The 16077-nt window shown below is 70.3% G+C and carries 15 protein-coding genes; 10 read left to right on the forward strand and 5 right to left on the reverse strand.

Going from position 1 to position 16077, the window contains the following annotated elements; genetic code table 11:
* Positions 1–121: 121 nt before the first annotated feature.
* The 4 genes from LOS78_RS04370 to LOS78_RS04385 are packed head-to-tail and all read left to right on the forward strand — an operon-like array spanning position 122 to position 4347.
* Entirely contained in the window at positions 122–379 is a 258-nt protein-coding gene (locus tag LOS78_RS04370) for a hypothetical protein (protein ID WP_230375682.1), read from the forward strand.
* Complete coding sequence (locus LOS78_RS04375; RefSeq protein WP_230375692.1) at positions 366–2000, forward strand: hypothetical protein; 1635 nt, start codon at positions 366–368, stop codon at positions 1998–2000. Before LOS78_RS04370 ends, LOS78_RS04375 begins: the two co-directional genes overlap by 14 nt.
* A complete protein-coding gene (locus tag LOS78_RS04380) occupies positions 1997–2968 on the forward strand; it encodes a tyrosine recombinase (RefSeq protein WP_028711147.1) in 972 nt (323 codons plus the stop codon). Before LOS78_RS04375 ends, LOS78_RS04380 begins: the two co-directional genes overlap by 4 nt.
* Positions 2965–4347, forward strand: a complete 1383-nt coding sequence (locus LOS78_RS04385; protein WP_230375702.1) for an HlyC/CorC family transporter — start codon at positions 2965–2967, stop codon at positions 4345–4347. Before LOS78_RS04380 ends, LOS78_RS04385 begins: the two co-directional genes overlap by 4 nt.
* Here the strand turns inward: LOS78_RS04385 and LOS78_RS04390 are convergent.
* Both LOS78_RS04390 and LOS78_RS04395 read right to left on the reverse strand, forming a co-directional pair.
* Positions 4341–5831, reverse strand: a complete 1491-nt coding sequence (locus LOS78_RS04390; RefSeq protein ID WP_028711149.1) for a nucleobase:cation symporter-2 family protein — start codon at positions 5829–5831, stop codon at positions 4341–4343. The two genes, LOS78_RS04385 and LOS78_RS04390, sit on opposite strands and share 7 nt — an antisense overlap.
* A gap of 90 nt (positions 5832–5921) precedes the next feature.
* On the reverse strand, positions 5922–7865 hold the full coding sequence (locus tag LOS78_RS04395) for a hypothetical protein (RefSeq protein ID WP_230375706.1): 1944 nt from the start codon (positions 7863–7865) through the stop codon (positions 5922–5924).
* 93 nt (positions 7866–7958) lie between these two features.
* Between LOS78_RS04395 and tkt the strand changes: the two genes are divergently transcribed.
* The 6 genes from tkt to aat all read left to right on the forward strand — a co-directional run bounded on the left by tkt (position 7959) and on the right by aat (position 14715).
* A complete protein-coding gene (tkt, locus tag LOS78_RS04400) occupies positions 7959–9977 on the forward strand; it encodes a transketolase (RefSeq protein ID WP_230375709.1) in 2019 nt (672 codons plus the stop codon).
* A gap of 238 nt (positions 9978–10215) precedes the next feature.
* The gene (locus LOS78_RS04405) at positions 10216–11142 is read left to right on the forward strand and encodes a DMT family transporter (protein WP_230375712.1); all 927 of its coding nucleotides are present in this window, start codon (positions 10216–10218) and stop codon (positions 11140–11142) included.
* 26 nt (positions 11143–11168) lie between these two features.
* Positions 11169–12059, forward strand: a complete 891-nt coding sequence (locus tag LOS78_RS04410; RefSeq protein ID WP_051416105.1) for a lysophospholipid acyltransferase family protein — start codon at positions 11169–11171, stop codon at positions 12057–12059.
* A 103-nt stretch (positions 12060–12162) separates the two neighbouring features.
* Positions 12163–12684, forward strand: a complete 522-nt coding sequence (accB, locus tag LOS78_RS04415; RefSeq protein WP_230375713.1) for an acetyl-CoA carboxylase biotin carboxyl carrier protein — start codon at positions 12163–12165, stop codon at positions 12682–12684.
* Positions 12685–12691: 7 nt separating this feature from the next.
* The gene (gene accC / locus LOS78_RS04420) at positions 12692–14041 is read left to right on the forward strand and encodes an acetyl-CoA carboxylase biotin carboxylase subunit (RefSeq protein ID WP_028711155.1); all 1350 of its coding nucleotides are present in this window, start codon (positions 12692–12694) and stop codon (positions 14039–14041) included.
* Between the two features lie 35 nt (positions 14042–14076).
* The gene (gene aat, locus LOS78_RS04425; protein ID WP_230375737.1) at positions 14077–14715 is read left to right on the forward strand and encodes a leucyl/phenylalanyl-tRNA--protein transferase; all 639 of its coding nucleotides are present in this window, start codon (positions 14077–14079) and stop codon (positions 14713–14715) included.
* Here the strand turns inward: aat and LOS78_RS04430 are convergent.
* The 3 genes from LOS78_RS04430 to LOS78_RS04440 are packed head-to-tail and all read right to left on the reverse strand — an operon-like array spanning position 14679 to position 16028.
* Positions 14679–15182 carry a DUF2155 domain-containing protein gene (locus LOS78_RS04430; RefSeq protein ID WP_230375739.1) on the reverse strand — a complete coding sequence of 168 codons (504 nt, stop codon included), beginning with the start codon at positions 15180–15182 and terminating at the stop codon, positions 14679–14681. The genes aat and LOS78_RS04430 overlap by 37 nt on opposite strands.
* Entirely contained in the window at positions 15179–15649 is a 471-nt protein-coding gene (gene mlaD, locus LOS78_RS04435; protein ID WP_028711158.1) for an outer membrane lipid asymmetry maintenance protein MlaD, read from the reverse strand. The genes LOS78_RS04430 and mlaD overlap by 4 nt, the downstream gene beginning before the upstream one ends.
* 4 nt (positions 15650–15653) lie before the next feature.
* Positions 15654–16028, reverse strand: coding sequence for an NADH:ubiquinone oxidoreductase subunit NDUFA12 (locus LOS78_RS04440; protein ID WP_230375742.1), 375 nt, complete (start codon positions 16026–16028; stop codon positions 15654–15656).
* Positions 16029–16077: the final 49 nt, after the last annotated feature.

Below are 16077 nucleotides of genomic sequence, written 5' to 3' on the forward strand. Positions count from 1 at the left end.
CCCGCATCCCGCCTTTTGCAACCGGAGTGACTGATGGCGTGATCTTTCGGGAAATGCCATATATATTTCGCGCGAGCCGGCAGCAGACCGGCATTCCTGATCGAGGCGGAAGGGGCATTTCATGCGGCTTTTGAAGGTGGTGGTGGTTCTGGTCATCCTGATTCTGGCGGGCCTGGCCGGCTATGCCTATTTCGGCGACATGAGCTCGGACCCGCGCGAGATGCGGATGCCGGTCGAGCTGGACCTGGGCGCCGAGACCCCGGCCCCGGCCGCCGAGGCCGCCGCCGGCAATCCTGCCGGAACCGCAACCGCCGCGGCGGCCGGCGATGCCGGCCCGTCCGGGGCCGATGCGGGGGCTGGGCAAGATGACCTCGACTGACAGCTCCGGCCTTGCCCGCGCCCTGATCTGCGCCGTGGCGGCGGGGCTGGCGCTGGCCCAGCCGGCCGGGGCCAAACCGCCGCTTTCGGCCAGCGACTGGCTGTCGGGCAGCGTGCAGGAGCCGGGCAGCATCTCCTCATGGCGGCCCGGCGATCCGCGGCCGCCCGAACTCAAGCGCCGGTCCAAGCGCGACATCGCCCCGACCGGCGCGGTCGAGCCGGTCGGCGTGACCCGGCTGGGCGAGGGCAATCCCGACGGCAAGGGCACCGTCTCGCCCCGGGCGGCGGGACTGCCGGCGGATCTCTGGGGCGACAGCGACGCGGCGGTGCTGGTGCGGCTGATCCGCAGCTCGAACCCGCGCCTGCCGGCGCTGCGGCGGCTGGAGCGGCGGCTGCTGGCCGCACAGCTGCGCCCGCCCCGGACCGAGGCCGGGCAGGAAGGCGCGCTGTTCCTGGCGCGCGTGGACAAGCTTCTGGACATGGGCGCGACCGGCGCCGCCAAGGAGCTGCTGAAGGCGGCCGGTCCCGGCGATCCGGAGCGCTTCCGGCGCCTTTTCGACATCGCGCTGCTGTCCGGCGACGAGGCGCATGCCTGCGAGATCATGGACCGCACCCCCGGGGTCGCCCCCAGCTTCCCGGCACGGATCTTCTGCCTGGCGCTCGGCGGCGACTGGACCGCCGCCGCGCTGGTCTTTCACGGCGCCGAAACCATGGGCCGGATCGACCCGCAGATGGCGGCGCTGCTGGCGCAATATCTCGACGACGGCTATTCCGACAGCAGCGAGGAGCTGGTGCCGCCGCAGGTGGTGACGCCGCTGGAGCTGCGCCTGCACGAGGCGATCGGCCAGCCCCTGTCCTCGTCCAGCCTGCCGCTGGCCTTCGCCCTGGCCGACCTGGACCAGAACGAGGGCTGGAAGGCCCGGCTGGACGCGGCCGAGCGGCTGGCGCGGGCCGGCGCCATCCCGGCCTCGCAGCTGCGCATGATCTATCTGGAGCAGAAGCCCGCCGCCTCGGGCGGGGTCTGGGACCGCGCCGCCGCCGTGCAGGCGCTGGCCGATGCGCTGCTGCTGCGCGACGCGGATGCGGTGGCGCGGACCCTGCCCGCCGCCTTCGACGCCATGGTCCAGGCCGGCCTCGGCCCGGCGCTGGCCGATATGGTCGGGGCCGAGGTCGGGGCGCTGGGGCTGGACGGCAGGCCCGGGCAGATCGCGCTCTGGCTGGCGCTGCAGGCCGCGCAGCCGCAGGTGGCGCAGAGCCCGCCCGCCGATGCCGAGCCCTTCGATCTGTGGCTCTTGCGCTTCGCCGAGGGCGAGCCCGAATCCGCGCCGCCCCCGGGCGAGGGCGAGCCGCGCGCGGCGCAGCTTTTCCCCGCCTTTCTGGGCCCTTCGGAACAGGACCTGCCGCAGGGCGCGGCGCAGCTGATCCTGGCAAACCGCCGGGGCGAGGCGCTGCTGGCCGCCCTTGCCGACGTGGATGCCGGGCTTGACGGTGACCTGCCGCGCGCGGCGCAGGGCCTGCGCGTGCTGCGGGTGCTGGGCCAGCAGGAGATCGCGCGTCAGGCCGCGGTCGAGCTGGTCCTGGCCCCGGTGATGACGCCCGGACCGGGCGGCGGCGCACCGTGAGCGGCGGCCGGCTTGGCGATCAGGGCCGGATCTCGGCCTTTCTCGACGCGCAGGCGGCCGAGGCGGGGGCGGCGCGCAACACGCTGCTGGCCTATGGCCGCGACCTGAAGGATTTCGCCGGCTGGCTTGCGGCGCGCGGCGGCAGCCTGCTGACCGTCACCCGCGACGGGATCGAGGACTACCTGCTTCATTGCGACGCCCAGGGCCTGTCGCGGGCGACGCGGGCGCGGCGGCTGTCGGCGATCCGGCAGCTGTTCCGCTTCGCGCTCGAAGAAGATTGGCGCGAGGACGATCCGGCCTGCCGCATCAGCGGGCCGGGCCGGATGCAGCGCCTGCCCAAGGTGCTGGACCGCGCCGAGGTGCAGGCCATGCTGGACGCCCTGCCCCGCATCGGCCGCAACGAGACCGAGCGCGCGCGCAACCTGGCGCTGGTCGAGCTGATCTATGCCACCGGCATGCGGGTAAGCGAGCTGGTGTCGCTGCCGGTCGGCGCCTGCCGGGGCGATCCGGCGCTGCTGCTCATCCGGGGCAAGGGCGGCAAGGAGCGCATGGTGCCGCTGAGCGATCCGGCCCGCCGGGCGCTCGCCGCCTGGCTGAAGCGCCGCGACGAGGCCCCCGCCGAAAGCCCGCTGGGCCGGCTGGTCGCCGGCAAGGGCGCGCGCTGGCTGTTCCCCGCCGCCAGCCGCGAAGGGCACATGACCCGGCAGGCGATGAACAACCTGCTGGGCCAGCTGGCGCTGGCGGCCGGGATCGACCCGGCCCGCGTCTCGCCGCATGTGATCCGCCACGCCTTCGCCACGCATCTTCTGGAAGGCGGCGCCGACCTGCGCGCCATCCAGACGCTGCTGGGCCATGCCGATCTGGGCACGACCGAGATCTATACCCATGTCATGGACGGGCGGATGCGCGACCTGGTGCTGAACCACCATCCGCTGGCGCGGCGCGGCCGCAACGGGAAAGCGCCATGATCGCCCTGGCCACGGCAGCGGCCGCCGCCGTCCCTGCGCCTGCCGCCGGGTCGGCGGACTACGACCTGGCCTTCTGGCTGACCGGCGCGGCGATCCTGGTGCTGCTGGCCCTCTCGGCCTTCTTCTCGGGCTCCGAGACCGCTTTGACCGCCTCGAGTCGCAGCAAGCTGCGGGCGCGCGCCGACAAGGGCGATGCGGGCGCGCAAAAGGCGCTGGAGGTGACCGAGGACAGCGAAAGCCTGATCGGCTCGATCCTGCTGGGCAACAATGTCGTCAACATCCTGGCCGCCAGCCTGGCGACGGCGCTGTTCACCCGGCTGCTGGGCTCGGGCGGCGTGGCGGCGGCGACGCTGGTGATGACCGCGCTGGTGCTGGTCTTTTCCGAGGTGCTGCCCAAGACCTATGCCATCCTGGCGCCCGAGGACCTGGCCAGCCGCGTCGCCCGCCCGATCGGCATCAGCACCCGCATCCTCGCCCCGGTGGTCATGGTGGTGCGGCTGGTGGTGCGCGGCATCCTGGCCCTGTTCGGGGTGCGCGCCGACGATTCCGGCCCCGTCTTTTCCGTCCAGGAAGAGATCGCCGGCGCGCTGGCCATCGCCCAGTCCAGCGGCGCCGTGCAGAAGGAGGAGCGCGACCGGCTGATGGGCGCGCTGGACCTCGGCGACCGCTCGGTCGAGGAGATCATGCTGCACCGGTCGCGGATCGAGATGATCGACGCCGACCTTTCCGCCGATGAGGTGCTGGACCGGGTGCTGAAAAGCCCGCATACCCGCCTGCCCGTCTATCGCGGCGAGCGCGAGAACGTCGTCGGCGTGATCCATGCCAAGGACCTGTTGCGCGGAGTGCGCAAGGCGCTGCAGGACAGCGGCCCCGAGGCGCTGCGCAACTTCGACGTGCTCAGCACCGCCATGCCGCCCTATTTCGTGCCCGACACCACCTCGCTGGACGAGCAGATGCGCGAATTCCTGAAACGGCGCACGCATTTCGCGCTGGTGGTGGACGAATACGGCAGCCTGCGCGGGCTGATCACGCTGGAAGACATCCTCGAGGAGATCGTGGGCGAGATCACCGACGAGCATGACATGGAGGCCGCGCAGTCGCTGGTGCCGAACGCCCAGGGCGACTATCTGGTCGACGGCGCCATGACCATCCGCGACCTGAACCGGGCGCTGGACTGGTCGCTGCCCGACGACGAGGCCAATACCGTCGCCGGCCTGGTGATCCACATGGCCCAGTCGATCCCGACACCGGGCCAGGTGTTCTCGTTCCAGGGCTACCGTTTCGAAGTCGTTGCGCGGCGCGAGAACCGCGTCACCCGGCTGCGCATCCGGCCGCTGGCCGAGGCGGCCCCGACCGGCGAGCCCGCCGCCGATCAGTGATCGGCCATGCTGGCGGCGCGCTTGGCGTCCTCGACATCGCCGCCGGTGCCGTTGAAGAAGGCATTCAGCGCCACCGCCGCGATGGTGGCCAGCAGGATGCCCGATTCGACCAGCGGGTGGATGGCATGCGGCATCCATTGCTTGAAATCGGGCGCGATCAGCGGGATCATCCCGAAGCCAAGCGCCACCGCCACCACGAACAGGTTGTTGCGGTTGCCGGCGAAATCCACCGTCGAGAGGATGCGGATCCCCGTCGCCGCCACCATGCCGAACATGACGAGCCCCGCCCCGCCCAGCACCGGGGTCGGCAGCGATTCCACCGCCGCGCCCATCTTGGGCACCAGCCCGAACAGGATCAGGATCAGCCCGCCGGCGACGCAGATATAGCGGCTCTTGATGCCGGTGACGCCGACAAGGCCGACGTTCTGGCTGAAGGAGGTATAGGGGAAGGTGTTGAAGATGCCGCCGATCAGCGTGCCGAGGCCGTCGGTGCGCAGCCCGGCGCTCAGCCGCTGCGGGGTGATCTCGCGGCCGGTCATGTCGCCGAGCGCCAGGAACATGCCCGTCGATTCGATCATCACCACGATCATCACCAGAACCATGGTCACGATCAGCACCGGATCGAAGATCGGCGTGCCGAAATGGAAGGGGGTGACGATGCCGAACCAATGCGCTTCGGCGACCTTCTCGAAGGTCATCTGGCCCAGGGCGATGGTCAGCGCCGCGCCGATCAGCATGCCCAGCAGCACCGCGATATTGGCGACGAAACCGCGGCCGAAGCGCGCGATCAGCAGGATCGCCACCAGCACCACCCCGGAGATGACGATGTTGACGGGCTGGGCGTAAAGCGGGTTCTGCACGCTGGGCGCCGGGGCAAAGCCGTCCGGCAGGGCCGGGACGGCGCCGGTCCCGGCCAGCTCCTTCAGCTGGTTCAGCCAGCCCATGGCGACCGGGTCCACGACCTTGGGTGCGGTCGGCCCGACCGGGTTGCCAAAGATCCAGTTGATCCCCACCCGCATCAGCGTCACGCCGATCACCAGGATGATCGTGCCGGTGACCAGCGGCGGAAAGAATTTCAGCATCCGGCCGACGAAGGGCGCCAGGATCATGGCGACGATCCCCGCGCCGATGATGGCGCCGAAGATCATCCGCGCGCCCTCCGGTCCCGGATAGGCATTCGCCATCGCCACCATCGGCCCGACCGAGGCGAAGGTCACCCCCATCATCACCGGCAGCTGGATGCCGAACCAGCGCGTCATGCCCAGCGACTGGATGATGGTGGCGATGCCGCAGCAGAACAGGTCGGCCGAGATCAGGAAGGCCACGTCCTCGGGCGAGAGCTTCAGCGCCCGGCCGACGATCAGCGGCACGGCCACCGCGCCGGCATACATCACCAAGACGTGCTGCAGGCCCAATGTCGCCATGCGGACCGGCGGCAGGATCTCGTCGACCGGGTCGACCGCGGATGTCGCAACTCGTGCCATCATTTCCCCCTGTTGCCGAAAGGCATTGCTTTTTCTGCCAGATTGCTTGGCCAGCGGGGTTTTGGCAAATCCTTTGTGACGCAGACGCGGTCAGCCCGGCGTCGCGCCGGGTTCTGCGGCGCAGGCGGGCGCGCCGGCAGGCATCTGCCTGCGCAGCGCGCGGCCCAGGGTCTCGGTCAGGCCCAGCCCGGGCCAGGCCGCCCGGGCCGCCTGCAGATGCGCCTCGGCGCGCGCGCCGTCCTGCGCCTCGGCGGCGCGCAGGGCGGCGGACAGGCGCAGCATTGGCTGGTCGGGCGCCAGCGCCAGCGCCGAGCCCAGCCAGCGGTCGCCGGCCTTGCGATTGCCGGCGGCGAAGCAGGCATCGGCCAGCCGCTTGTGGGTCAGCATCTGCGCGGGCCGCGCCGCATCCAGCCAGTGCAGCAGCGCGAAGGCCCGGTTCAGCCGGCCATGCAGCCGCAGGACCGAGGCGCAAAAGCCCAGCCAGGCCGCATCCCTTTCGTCAAGCCCAGGGCTTTCGCCCCGGGCCAGCGCCGCCTCGATCTGCTGCAGCTTTTCCGCCCCCGGTGCGATCTTGCGCCAAAGGTCGGGCCAAAGCAGCAATTCGCGCTGCGGGCCGGGGTCTCGGACGAATTCCGACCAGTCGATGCGCAGCGTCCAGAGCGGCAGGAGCCTTCCCTTGCCATTCTCCGGATCCGGCTGGGCATGGCTGGGCAGCAGGTCGGGCGCATAGCACAGCGCCCGGGCGGCGGGGCCGCCGCCGCGGATCAGCCGATGCGCCAGCGCCGGCATGATCGGGCCCTCGGCCGCGCGGCCGGTGAAGAGCATGCCGAGAAAGTCGGCCTCGAGCTCCGGCCCCTGCTCGCCGGTCACCAGCAGCACCTGCCGGCATTGCGGCTTGTCGCGGTTGCGCATCAAGGGCGCGTCAAGGCCCTGCTGCGCCAACCGCCGCGCCTTCTGCCTGCGTCGCGCCGACCAGGCGGCCAGGGCCAGCTCCCTGTAAAGAAACGGGAACCGCTCCAGCAGGTCGCGGCGCCCGGCCAGCGCGTCGACCAGTTCGCCGCCGCGCCCGCAGCTTGCGGCATGGCGCGCGGCATAGCTGACGCTCTGCGCCAGATCGCCGGGCGCGAAGAAACTGTCGGGCCGCGCGATCACCCGGTCCAGAAGCGCATCATAGGCCGCAAGCCGCGGCCCGGCCTGCAGCGCGGCCGGCAGGGCCACGATGCGGCAATGCCCGATCATCGCCGCCGCACGCGAGAATGCGCTGTGGCTGGGCGCCCCGACCTCGGCGCAGCCGGCCATCAGCAAGAGCTCAAGCAGGTCGCGCTCGGCCGCGGACAGGGCGCCGGCCTTCAGCAGCTCGTGCACGGGCACCAGGCGCGGATCGCCCTGGCGCAGATGCTCGACCGCCGCAGGCGTGTCGGAAAAGGCGATGACCGGCCCTTCGGCGCGGGCGACGAAGGCGCGGAAGAACTCGTCGGGCACATATTTCGACGCCCAGGAGGAATAGGACCAGGGATCGCCGTCCAGGATGTCGCCGCGCCGCACATGGATGGCGGCGGGCTGGCCGCCGCCGGCCTGCGCCAGGATGCGCCGGGCCCGCGCCAAGGCACGCGTCAGCCGCGGCGACAGGGCAAGCTCCGCCGCGGCCGCGCGCAGGCCCTCTGCGGCATCCGCCTCGGTTTCGTCCATGAAGCGGATGATCTCGGACATGGCGTCGCATTCATAGCGCCGTCCCTCGGCCAAGCTGCGGGCGAAGCCGGCGCTGTTCATGCCCGGCGCCACGGCGGGAAGGTTGCGCAGGCCCGTCCGGCCGGGCGGGCGCGCGACGATGTCGATATGCGCGGCCACGAAATCGGGGGCCAGGAAATCGCGGGGATCGGCCAGTTCGGGATAGGGACCCTCGGGCTCCGAGAGCCAGAGATAGCGGCCGGGGACGCCGAACTTGCGCGACAGGCGCATGACATTGAGCAGGCAGATCAGCCGCGCGCCGATCCGATCCTGCCGGAAACCGATGATGGCATGGTCCTTCGTCATGCGAAACCGCCCCTTCGCCGCCCTTGCGGCTTGCAACCGCCCGCCCTCCTGCCTATCAGGGCGTGCCGCCACACAACAGCACGGAATCCCGATATGGACATCGCCGCCCGCCGCAAGGCCGATCCCGCTCACTGGCGTCTCGCAAACGCCATCCGCGCCCTCTCGATGGACGCCGTCGAGGCCGCGAATTCGGGCCATCCCGGCATGCCGATGGGCATGGCCGACGTCGCCACAGTCCTGTTCCGCAACCACCTGAAATTCGACGCCGCCGCGCCGAACTGGTTCGACCGCGACCGCTTCGTGCTGTCGGCCGGCCACGGTTCGATGCTGATCTATTCGCTGCTCTACCTGACCGGATACGAGCAGATGTCGATCGACCAGATCCGCAATTTCCGGCAATGGGGCTCGATCACCGCCGGCCATCCGGAATTCGGCCATGCCGAGGGCGTCGAGACGACGACCGGCCCGCTGGGCCAGGGCATCGCCACCGCCGTCGGCTTCGCCATCGCCGAAGAGGCGATGCGCGCCCAGTTCGGCGAGGCGCTGTGCAGCCACAAGACCTGGGTCATCGCCGGCGACGGCTGCCTGATGGAGGGCATCAGCCAGGAAGCCGTCGGTCTGGCCGGCCACCAGAAGCTGAAGAACCTGATCGTGCTCTGGGACAATAACGACATCACCATCGACGGCCGGGTGTCGCTGTCGGATTCGACGGACCAACTGAAACGCTTCGAAGCCTCGGGCTGGCGCACCCTTTCCTGCGACGGCCACGACCCCGCCGATATCGAGCGCGCGCTGGCCGATGCCGCCAGCGGCAAGGACGACCGCCCGGTCCTCGTCGCCTGCAAGACCATCATCGGCTACGGCGCGCCGAACAAGCAGGACAGCTCGGGCGTGCACGGCTCGGCGCTGGGGGCGTCCGAGATCTCCGCCGCGCGCGAGGTGCTGGGCTGGGATTCGCCCGCCTTCACCGTGCCCGAGGACATCCTGGCCGACTGGCGCGCCATCGGCGCCCGCGGCCGGGCCGAGCGCGAGGCCTGGGCGGCCCGCGTCGATGCGGCCGAGAACCGCGACGAATTCGCCCGCCGCATCTCGGGCGGCGTCAGCGACCGGCTGGCGCCCACCATCGCGGCGCTCAAGGAACAGGCGCTGGCCAGCAAGCCCAAGGTCGCGACCCGCAAGGCCAGCGAGATGGTGCTGGAGGTGGTGAACCCCGAACTGCCCGAGACGCTGGGCGGCTCGGCGGACCTGACCGGCTCGAACAACACCAAGACCAAGGATCTGGGCATCTTCATCCCGGAAAACCGCAAGGGCCGCTATGTCCATTACGGCATCCGCGAACACGGCATGGCCGCGGCGATGAACGGCATCTGGCTGCATGGCGGGCTGCGCCCCTATGGCGGCACCTTCATGTGCTTCACCGACTATGCGCGCGGCGCCATGCGGCTTTCGGCGCTGATGGGCCTGCCGGTGACCTATGTCATGACCCATGACAGCATCGGCCTGGGCGAGGACGGCCCGACCCACCAGCCGGTCGAGCATCTGGCGATCTGCCGCGCCACCCCCAACACGCTGACCCTGCGCCCCTGCGACCTGATCGAGACCGCCGAGGCCTGGGAAATCGCGCTGTCGAGCGAATCGACCCCGACGGTCATGGCGCTGTCGCGCCAGAACCTGCCGCTGCTGCGCGAGGATGCGGGCGAGAACCTGACCGCCAGGGGCGCCTATGTGCTGCGCGAGGCCAGCGCCGCGCCCCGGGTGATCCTGATGGCCTCGGGCTCCGAGGTGGAAATCGCCGTGGCCGCGCGCGAGACGCTCGAGGCCGAGGGCGTGCCGACCCGCGTGGTCTCGGTGCCGTCGATGGAGCTCTTCCGCGACCAGGAGGCCGAATATCGCCAGCAGGTGCTGCCGGCCGGCACCGTGCGCATCGCCATCGAGGCCGCGGTGCGCCAGCCCTGGGACTGGCTGCTTCTGGGCGAGCGCGGGCGCGAGGAGACCTCGGGCTTCATCGGCATGACCGGTTTCGGCGCCTCGGCCCCGGCGCCCACGCTCTACAAGGAGTTCGGCATCACCGCCGAGGCCGCCGTCGCCGAGGCCCGCCGCCTGCTCGGCTAAGCACTTACGGGCCGCGCCCGCCCCGGCGCGGCCCCCTCCCATCCCGCCGGCCCGTCCCATCCCGCCGGCTTCTTCGTTCCCCCGAATACCCATGCCCCGGCGCTCCGGGAAAGCCGCCACGGCTGCCTTTCACCGTTTCCCAAATACTCATGCGACGGCGCGGCCCGGCCCTCGCGCCGCCCCCCATGGACCCCGCCGCCGCCCGCGGGCATAACCCCGGGGACAAGAGGGACCCGCCATGACACCGCCCCAACCCAGCCCCGGCGCCTTGCCGCCGATCCTCGCGCCCGCGGGCGATCCCGCGCGGTCCACGCAGCTGCGCGGCATCCTGCTCCTGCTGCTGGCGATCTTCCTGTTCACGCTGATGGATGCGACCGGCAAGCATCTCTCGACGCTCTACCATCCGGTGCAGGTGGTTTGGGTGCGCTTCGTCACCAACCTGGCCATCGTCGCGGTCATCTTCGCGCCGCGGCTGCGCAGCGCCCTGGCCACCCGGCGCCCGGTGGTGCAGTTCTTCCGCGGCGTGACGCAGCTCGGCTCGATCCTGCTGTTCTTCAGCGCCTTGCAATTCATCGGCCTGGCCGAGGCCACCGCGATCATGGACATCAACCCGGTGTTGATCACGCTGGGCGCCGCGATCTTCCTGGGCGAATCCATCGGCATCCGGCGCATCCTCGGCATCCTTGCCGCGCTTTGCGGCGCGCTGATCATCATCCGCCCCGGCGCCGGGGTCTTCCATCCCGCGGCGCTGCTGGCGCTGGTCGCGGCCTTCACCTATGCCGCCGGCGCGATCCTGACCCGCATCGCGCGGAGCGATTCCACCGCGACCTCGGTCCTCTGGTCGGCGCTGGTCGGCTCGATCCTCACTACCCTGGCGGTGCCGTTCTTCTGGCAGCCCATCGCGGCGGGCGACATCTGGGCCTTCCTGCTGCTCGGCGGGCTCGGCACCGCGGCGCAGACGCTGCTGATCCGGGCCTTCTCGCTGGCCGAGGCCGCCGCCATCGCCCCCTTCGGCTATACCGGGCTGATCTGGGCCGGGCTCTGGGGCTGGCTGTTCTGGGGCACCCTGCCCGACCTCTGGACCCTTGTCGGCGCGTTGATCATCGTGGCCGCTGGCATATATGTCTGGATGCGCGAGGCCCGCGCCATGCACCGGCCCGCGTGAATCGAAGCCCAGAAGGCAGGACCGCGATGAGCGAGACCGAAACCCCCGAGCCCATCAGCCTGCGCGACCGCATCGCCAACGGCGCCTTTCTGGCGCTGATGGGCCTGGCCCGCATCCTGCCCTACGAACGGCGCATCCCGGTCATGGGCTGGTTCTTCGCCCATGTCCTGGGCCCGCTTGCCGGCTGGCGCAGGCGCATCCGCGCCAATCTCGCCATGGCCTGCCCCGACCTGCCCCCGGCCGAGATCCGCCGCCTGACCCGCGCCGTGCCGGACAATGCCGGCCGCTCGCTGGCCGAGACCTATTCGGGCGAGGAGTTCACCGACCGCATCCGCGCCTCGGATCCGCTGACCGGGCCCGGGCTTCCGGCGCTGGAGCAGGCGGCCGCGGCGGGCCGGCCCGTCATCTTGGCCGCCGCGCATTTCGGCAATTACGACGCCATGCGCGCGGCGCTGGCCGGGCGCGGCTGGCCGGTCGGCGCGCTCTACCGGCCGATGAACAACGAAGCATTCAACCGCCATTACATCCCGGCGCTGAACGCCATCTCGCAGCCGATGTTCCCGCGCGGCCGCGCCGGGCTGGCCGCGATGCTGCGTTTTCTGAAGGGCGGCGGCTGGCTGGCCCTGGGCTTCGACCAGTTCGACGATCACGGCGCCGAGCTGCGCTTCTTCGGCCTGCCGTCCAGGACCGTGCTGACCCCGGCCGAGCTGGCGCTGCGCTATGACGCGCTGATCCTGCCCATCGCCGGGGTGCGCCAACCCGACGGGCTGAGCTTCCGGGTCGAGGTCGGCGCGCCGGTGCCGCATGGCGAAGCCGCGGCCATGATGCAGGCGCTGAACGACGATCTGGAGCGGCTGGTCCGCGCCCATATGGAGCAATGGTTCTGGGTGCACCGGCGCTGGAAACGCAGGGGCTAGGCGGCGAATCCCTTTCCCTTGGGTTGTCCACCGGTCTATAAGAACGCCCAAATCCGCCGCGCAAGCAGAACGCGGGCCCCGACAACGACATCCAGAGGACGGCATGAGCGACGAATCCAAGAACGCTGGTCACGAGAAGCGCCATCACGAGGGCGATGTCGCCTTCATCCAAGCCCTGGCCGAACTGCTCAATCGCAACGAGCTGACCGAGCTGACCGTCAAGCGCGAATATGACGAGAACGACCGGCTGACCGTCAGCCTCTCCAAGCAGAACAAGCAGATCATCCAGGCCATGGCCGCGCCCGCCGCCGCCCCGGCGCCCGCCGCTCCGGCCGCCCCCGCGGCTTCCGCCGCCCCGGCCCCGACCGGCAACGAGGACCCGGCCAGCCTGCCCGGCGTCGTCACCTCGCCCATGGTCGGCACCGCCTATCTGGCGCCCGAGCCCGGCGCGACGCCCTTCGTCAGCATCGGCCAGCAGGTGAAGGAGGGCGAGACGCTGATGATCGTCGAGGCGATGAAGACCATGAATCATATCCCCTCGCCCCGCTCGGGCACGGTCAAGCGCATCCTGGTCGACGACGGCAGCCCGGTCGAATTCGGCGCCCCCCTGATGGTCGTCGAGTGAGGCCGGGATGTTCGACAAGATCCTGATCGCCAACCGCGGCGAGATCGCGCTTCGCGTGATCCGCGCCTGCCGCGAGATGGGCATCGCCTCGGTTGCGGTGCATTCCACCGCCGATGCCGATGCCATGCATGTGCGCATGGCCGACGAATCGGTCTGCATCGGTCCGCCGCCCTCGACCGACAGCTACCTGTCGCAGCCGGCCATCATCTCGGCCTGCGAGATTACCGGTGCCCAGGCCATCCATCCCGGCTATGGCTTCCTCTCCGAGAATGCCGGCTTCGTGCAGATGGTCGAGGATCACGGCATCACCTTCATCGGCCCTTCGGCGGAACATATCCGCATCATGGGCGACAAGATCACCGCCAAGGAAACCGCGAAATCGCTGGGCATTCCGGTGGTGCCCGGCTCGGACGGCGGGGTGGCGGACGTGGCCGCGGCCCGGCAGATCGCCGCCCGGATCGGCTATCCGGTCATCATCAAGGCCACCGCCGGCGGCGGCGGGCGCGGCATGAAGGTCGCCCATGACGAGGCCGCGCTGGAAAACGCCTTCCGCACCGCCCGTGCCGAGGCCAAGGCGGCCTTCGGCAATGACGAGGTCTATATCGAGAAATACCTGCAGCGCCCGCGCCATATCGAGATCCAGGTCTTCGGCGACGGTCGCGGCCGCGCGGTGCATCTGGGCGAGCGCGACTGTTCGCTGCAGCGCCGCCACCAGAAGGTGCTGGAGGAAGCCCCCGGCCCGGTCATCACCGCCGAGCAGCGCGCCCGGATCGGCGGCATCTGCGCCAATGCCATGGCCAAGATCGGCTATCGCGGCGCCGGCACCATCGAGTTCCTGTTCGAGGACGGCGAATTCTATTTCATCGAGATGAACACCCGCCTGCAGGTCGAGCATCCCGTGACCGAGGCGATCTTCGGCGTCGATCTGGTGCGCCAGCAGATCCTGGTCGCCGCCGGCGAAGAGATGGAGTTCCGCCAGGAGGATCTGAAGATCTCCGGCCATGCCATCGAGGTGCGGATCAATGCCGAGAAACTGCCGAACTTCACCCCCTCGCCCGGCACCATCTCGCAATATCACGCGCCCGGGGGGCTGGGCGTGCGGATGGATTCGGCGATCTATGACGGCTATCGCATCCCGCCCTTCTACGACAGCCTGATCGGCAAGCTGATCGTGCACGGCCGCGACCGGGAAGAGGCGCTGGCGCGGCTGAACCGGGCGCTCGGCGAGCTGATCGTGGACGGGATCGACACCACCGTGCCGCTGTTCCGGGCGCTGATCGAGAATCCCGACATCCAGCGCGGCGATTATTCGATCCACTGGCTGGAACGCTGGCTGGCCGAGATGGCCGCCGCCTGACCGATGCGGCTGCCGGCGCGACAGAGGCCCTGCGCATGAGCGGGGGCCTGACCGCCGAACGGATGCTGGCCGCCTATGCCCAGGGCGTGTTCCCGATGGCGCAATCCGCCACGGATTCGCAGCTCTACTGGTTCGAGCCGGCGCTGCGCGGCATCCTGCCGGTGGGCGGGGTGCATGTCTCGCGCTCGATGCGGCGCTTTCTGCGGCGCTGCGACTGGCGGGCGACCATCGACCAGGACTTCGCGGGCGTCGTCGAGGGCTGCGCCGACCGGGCCGAGACCTGGATCAACGCGCCGCTCTTCGCGCTCTACCGGGACCTGTTCCGCATGGGGCACGCGCATTCGCTGGAGATCCGCGCCGGCGACGCGCTGATCGGCGGCATGTTCGGGCTGACGCTGGGCGGGGCCTTCTTTGCCGAAAGCATGTTCTCGCGCCGGACCAATGCCTCAAAGGCGGCGCTGATCTGGATGTCCTCGCATCTGGCGCGCTGCGGCTTCACGCTGTGGGACACGCAATATCCCAGCCCGCACCTGGCCTCGATGGGCGGGCAGACCATCATGCGGATGGATTATCGCCGGCGGCTGGCGGCGGCGCTGCAGGTCCGGGCGGATTTCACCGCGCATGCGCTGCCCGGGCTTCAAGCCCTGGTGCAGGAAATCACCCAGACATCGTAACGCGAATCGTCCAGCGCCGAGAGCGCCGGGGACGAGGCGATCATCCAGCCGGCGAACAGCCGCGCATTGGCCCGGCTGTCGGTGATCGTCAGCTCGGCATAGGCGTCCGAGGTCGGGTCGGCGGCCGGATAGCGGCATTCGGCCAGGTTGACCTCGAGCCGGCCGAAGGCGACCGATTCCCCCACGGTCAGGGTGAAATCCTCGGTCCTGCCGGTGATCTTGTCGAGCCCGCGCAGCTGCGCGCCGCTGCCGCGCGCGGTTTCCGGGCCCCGGGCCTGCTCGGCCGCCCGCTGACGCTCGGCTGCCGAGGGCTCGGCCGGGACCACCGCCTCGGGGTCGTCGCTGAAGGCCGGATCGACCATCAGTTGCTGATCCTCGGCCAGGTCCTCCTCCTCGGGAGACTGGGCCAGGGCGGGGCCGGCGGCCAGCAGCAGGCACAGGCAGGCGCGGGGCAAAAGATGCGTCATTGGCCGTCCTCCGAACTTTGCGAATCCACGAATTTCATCATCAGCGAGATCAGGCTGACCGCGCCCTGCACATCCTCGATCTCGGCGCCGGGCTCGAGGTCCTCGGGCGCCCCGCCGGGCTGCAGCTCGATATAGGCGCCGCCCAGCAGCCCGTCCGACTGGATCAGCGCGGCGCTGTCGGCGGGCAGGCGGATGGATTCGGGCAGGCGCAGCCGCGCCTCGGCCAGATAGGTCTGCGGGTTCAGGTCGACGGCGACGACCCGCCCGACCCGGACGCCCGCCACCCGCACATCGGTGCCGACCTCGATGCCGTCGACATTGGGAAAGGCCGCGCGCAGCTCATAGCCGCCGCCCAGCTGCGCGGCGAGCCGGCTGCCGCCCGAGGTGGACCAGACCAGAAAGCCGGCCGCCACGGCCAGAACGGCCGCGCCAACCCAAAGCTCGGCTCGTTCCGCGGCGCTGTTCATGGGCTTACTCGGGCTGCCAGGCGTCGTAGTCGCGGCGCTCGACCGGCTGGGCACGATAGAGCGAACCGGCCGGATGATAGGCCGCCGGCGTGCCGGTCTGGTTCGGCTCATGCGGCTTTTCCCAAGGCTTGTGGGCCAGCGGCTCGCTGGTCGGCGGCTCCTGGAAGGTGTGGTGCAGCCAGCCGTGCCATTCCGGCGACACCCGGCTCGCCTCGGCTTCGCCGTTATAGATCACCCAGCGCCGCTTGCTGTCGCGGGACTGGTAATAGATGTTGCCCTGATCGTCCTCTCCGACCTTTGCGCCGTAAAGCTTGGTCCAGACCTGGGTGTTCAGGGTCTGGCTGTTCCACCAGGTCAGAAAGCGAAGCAGAAACGACATGGGTGCGAACCTCTTCATAGGGTGTCGGCCGAGATATGGCGCAAGTTGC

Source organism: Paracoccus sp. MA, from assembly GCF_020990385.1.
Taxonomy (GTDB): Bacteria; Pseudomonadota; Alphaproteobacteria; order Rhodobacterales; family Rhodobacteraceae; genus Paracoccus.

What these genes read in the sequence shown, in the direction of transcription:
- accC (WP_028711155.1), top strand. Translation starts at nt 12,692, where the DNA reads ATGTTCGACAAGATCCTGATCGCCAACCGCGGCGAGATCGCGCTTCGC.
- accB (WP_230375713.1), top strand. Translation starts at nt 12,163, where the DNA reads ATGAGCGACGAATCCAAGAACGCTGGTCACGAGAAGCGCCATCACGAG.
- LOS78_RS04390 (WP_028711149.1), bottom strand. Translation starts at nt 5,831, where the DNA reads ATGGCACGAGTTGCGACATCCGCGGTCGACCCGGTCGACGAGATCCTG.
- LOS78_RS04375 (WP_230375692.1), top strand. Translation starts at nt 366, where the DNA reads ATGACCTCGACTGACAGCTCCGGCCTTGCCCGCGCCCTGATCTGCGCC.
- LOS78_RS04385 (WP_230375702.1), top strand. Translation starts at nt 2,965, where the DNA reads ATGATCGCCCTGGCCACGGCAGCGGCCGCCGCCGTCCCTGCGCCTGCC.
- LOS78_RS04430 (WP_230375739.1), bottom strand. Translation starts at nt 15,182, where the DNA reads ATGACGCATCTTTTGCCCCGCGCCTGCCTGTGCCTGCTGCTGGCCGCC.
- aat (WP_230375737.1), top strand. Translation starts at nt 14,077, where the DNA reads ATGAGCGGGGGCCTGACCGCCGAACGGATGCTGGCCGCCTATGCCCAG.
- LOS78_RS04370 (WP_230375682.1), top strand. Translation starts at nt 122, where the DNA reads ATGCGGCTTTTGAAGGTGGTGGTGGTTCTGGTCATCCTGATTCTGGCG.
- tkt (WP_230375709.1), top strand. Translation starts at nt 7,959, where the DNA reads ATGGACATCGCCGCCCGCCGCAAGGCCGATCCCGCTCACTGGCGTCTC.
- mlaD (WP_028711158.1), bottom strand. Translation starts at nt 15,649, where the DNA reads ATGAACAGCGCCGCGGAACGAGCCGAGCTTTGGGTTGGCGCGGCCGTT.
- LOS78_RS04410 (WP_051416105.1), top strand. Translation starts at nt 11,169, where the DNA reads ATGAGCGAGACCGAAACCCCCGAGCCCATCAGCCTGCGCGACCGCATC.
- LOS78_RS04395 (WP_230375706.1), bottom strand. Translation starts at nt 7,865, where the DNA reads ATGACGAAGGACCATGCCATCATCGGTTTCCGGCAGGATCGGATCGGC.
- LOS78_RS04440 (WP_230375742.1), bottom strand. Translation starts at nt 16,028, where the DNA reads ATGTCGTTTCTGCTTCGCTTTCTGACCTGGTGGAACAGCCAGACCCTG.
- LOS78_RS04405 (WP_230375712.1), top strand. Translation starts at nt 10,216, where the DNA reads ATGACACCGCCCCAACCCAGCCCCGGCGCCTTGCCGCCGATCCTCGCG.